This window comes from Glycocaulis sp. (assembly GCF_052168375.1).
GTDB lineage: Bacteria > Pseudomonadota > Alphaproteobacteria > Caulobacterales > Maricaulaceae > Glycocaulis.
In genome coordinates this window covers 1-2,656 of sequence record NZ_JBQLZR010000140.1, presented here as the reverse complement: position 1 = coordinate 2,656, position 2,656 = coordinate 1, and the positions used below count along the sequence as shown (strand labels likewise).

Here is a 2,656-nt window from a genome sequence, read left to right as displayed (position 1 = left end):
TGGCGCCGGCACGGAAGCCGACACCTGACCGGATCGGCGCCAGCGTGATGTAGTCCGCGCGCTGATAGTTCACGCCCAGACCCGCCACGAAATAGGCTGTGCCCTCGACGCCGGGGAAGCGCTGGTAGATGCGGTCGGCATCGTCGAGATTATAGACGAGGGTAAAGACCCGGCTGGCATTACCGCCAGCATCAAAGCCGACTGACGGACCCTGCCAGAAGACGCGCTGCGTGCCGGTCTGGCCGCGCAGGACAAGGTCGCCCTGGCCATAGCGCAGGCCGACACCGACCGCGCCTGCGGCTTCCTCACCGATGATATAGCCAACCGGCTCGCCCAGATCGGCGAAGATGCGCTCCACGAGTACGCCCGCAGCCTCCGCCGTGACGCCAAAGAAGTCTGAAACCGCCTCGACAATCTCGGTGCTGTTATAGGTGGAGGGCTCGGTCGTGGATGAGCTGGCCGGGCCTTGTGCGGGAGCCGGCTCTGGCGCTTGCGCCGTGCTGGCCGGCGCAGAGGCGCAGGCACCCATCATCAGGCCCAGCGCAGTGGCAAGACCGGCATTCCGGAAGGAAAAAAGACGTTGGCGCATGTCGCATACTCCGCATGTACAGGGCCGGCTCATGTCCGGCTCCGGCAATCCTGGCCCCCGCCCTATCCATGATCTGGCGCGGTTAAGGCGCAATTAAGGACATGTGGGCCGGTGCCTGTCAGGGCCAATGCGTGAGCGTGCCAGTTCGTTCCCGCGATGCCTGCCTCTACTGGGCGGGCTGCAGGTCGTCTCCGGCCGGCGGGCGCACGTCGAAGGTCGACATGGTGTTGAAGCTGACAAACAGCATATGCAGGTCCGGCGACAGATCCTCGGGCAGATAGGCCTTCAGCGCCTCTGTCGTCAGGGTGAAGGCGCTTTGTCCCTGGCCCGAACCGGTGCGGGCATAGGCCATGGCCCAGCTGGAAAACACCCGCTCGTCAGTATCGCCATACATGACCCGGACGACGCCGGAATGGCGCCGGTCATTGCAGATGGAGGAGAAGACGCGCTCCACATTGGCCGGCGGGCCTTCCAGCAATTGCAGGAAGTTGAAGCCGTTGAAGACCAGAAGGCCGGTAATCCCCTCGTCTGCATTGCGCGTCCGGGCCGTTTCCAGAATGGCGTCAATATCGCTCAGCATCAGGTCCGCATGGGCCGTGCTGATATACACAAGGCGTGAAATGCTCATAGATATCCTTGTCGGACGGAAGCCCGCCCTTTCGTTTCACACCCGATCCCGGCGACAGATAAGCCCGAAATCGTGACGATTTAAAGCCCGGCAAGACGTTGGGATGCGGTTGCCGCCTAATGCGCTTGGCGCAAGCCTTCGTGAATGCTAGTTCCCCGCGCATGAGCACCAATCCCGCCAATATCCGGAATTTCTCCATTGTCGCCCATATCGACCACGGCAAGTCGACGCTTGCCGACCGTCTGATTCAGGTCACTGGCGGCCTGACAGAACGCGAGATGAAGGAGCAGGTGCTCGACAATATGGAGCTCGAGCGCGAGCGCGGGATCACCATCAAGGCCCAGACCGTCCGCCTGGATTACACCGCCCGTGACGGCCAGAACTACGTGCTGAACCTGATCGACACGCCCGGCCACGTCGACTTTGCCTACGAGGTGTCGCGTTCGTTGTCGGCGTGCGAGGGCGCGTTGCTGGTTGTCGATGCCGCCCAAGGCGTGGAAGCCCAGACGCTTGCCAATGTCTATTCCGCGATCGAGGTGGACCTCGAGATCGTGCCGGTCCTCAACAAGATCGACCTGCCGGCTGCCGAGCCCGACCGCGTGCGCGCCCAGATCGAGGATGTCATCGGCATTGATGCGTCCGAAGCGGTGGAAATTTCCGCCAAGACCGGCTTTGGCATCGAGGAGGTGCTCGAGGCCATCGTCCATCGCCTGCCGGCGCCTGCGGCGGGTGATCCGGACGCGCCGCTGAAAGCGCTCCTCGTCGACAGCTGGTATGATGCCTATCTGGGCGTGATCTGCCTTGTCCGCATCCACGAGGGCACGCTCAAAAAAGGCATGCGGGTGCGCCTGATGGGCACTGGCGCCAACTACAATGTGGACGGTGTGGGCGTGTTTCGTCCGACAAAGATCAATGTGGATTCGCTGGGCCCTGGCGAGATCGGCTTCCTCAACGCCTCGATCAAGCAGGTGCGTGATGCGCGCGTCGGTGACACGATCACCGAGGAGAAGCGCCCGACCTCGGCCATGCTGCCCGGCTTCAAGCCGGCCATTCCGGTCGTGTTCTGCGGCCTCTTCCCCGTCGATGCGAACGATTTCGAGGATTTGCGCGATGCGGTGGAGCGCCTTGCGCTCAACGATGCTTCGTTCAGCTTCGAGATGGAAACCTCGGCCGCGCTGGGTTTCGGTTTCCGCTGCGGCTTCCTCGGGCTGCTTCATCTGGAAGTGATCCGCGAGCGGCTGGAGCGCGAATACGACGTCGATCTCATCACGACCGCGCCGTCGGTGATCTACAAGATCGCCATGACGGACGGGTCGGTGATCGACCTGCACAACCCGGCGGACATGCCCGATCCGGTGCGCATCGACACGATTGCCGAACCATGGATCAAGGCGACCATTCTGGTGCCGGACGAGTATCTGGGCGGCGTGCTGAAGCTC

The 2,656-nt window shown here is 62.8% G+C and carries 3 protein-coding genes; 1 reads left to right on the top strand and 2 read right to left on the bottom strand.

Annotated features, from left to right (window positions below; translation table 11 throughout):
• A partial coding sequence (locus ACTS2Z_RS05545) for a DUF1134 domain-containing protein (RefSeq protein WP_442572228.1) occupies positions 1–589 on the bottom strand: 589 nt, incomplete at its 3' end.
• A gap of 166 nt (positions 590–755) precedes the next feature.
• Entirely contained in the window at positions 756–1,217 is a 462-nt protein-coding gene (locus ACTS2Z_RS05540) for a BLUF domain-containing protein (protein ID WP_442572227.1), read from the bottom strand.
• A gap of 161 nt (positions 1,218–1,378) precedes the next feature.
• Between ACTS2Z_RS05540 and lepA the strand changes: the two genes are divergently transcribed.
• On the top strand, positions 1,379–2,656 hold a 1,278-nt coding region (gene lepA / locus ACTS2Z_RS05535; protein WP_442572226.1), incomplete at its 3' end, for a translation elongation factor 4.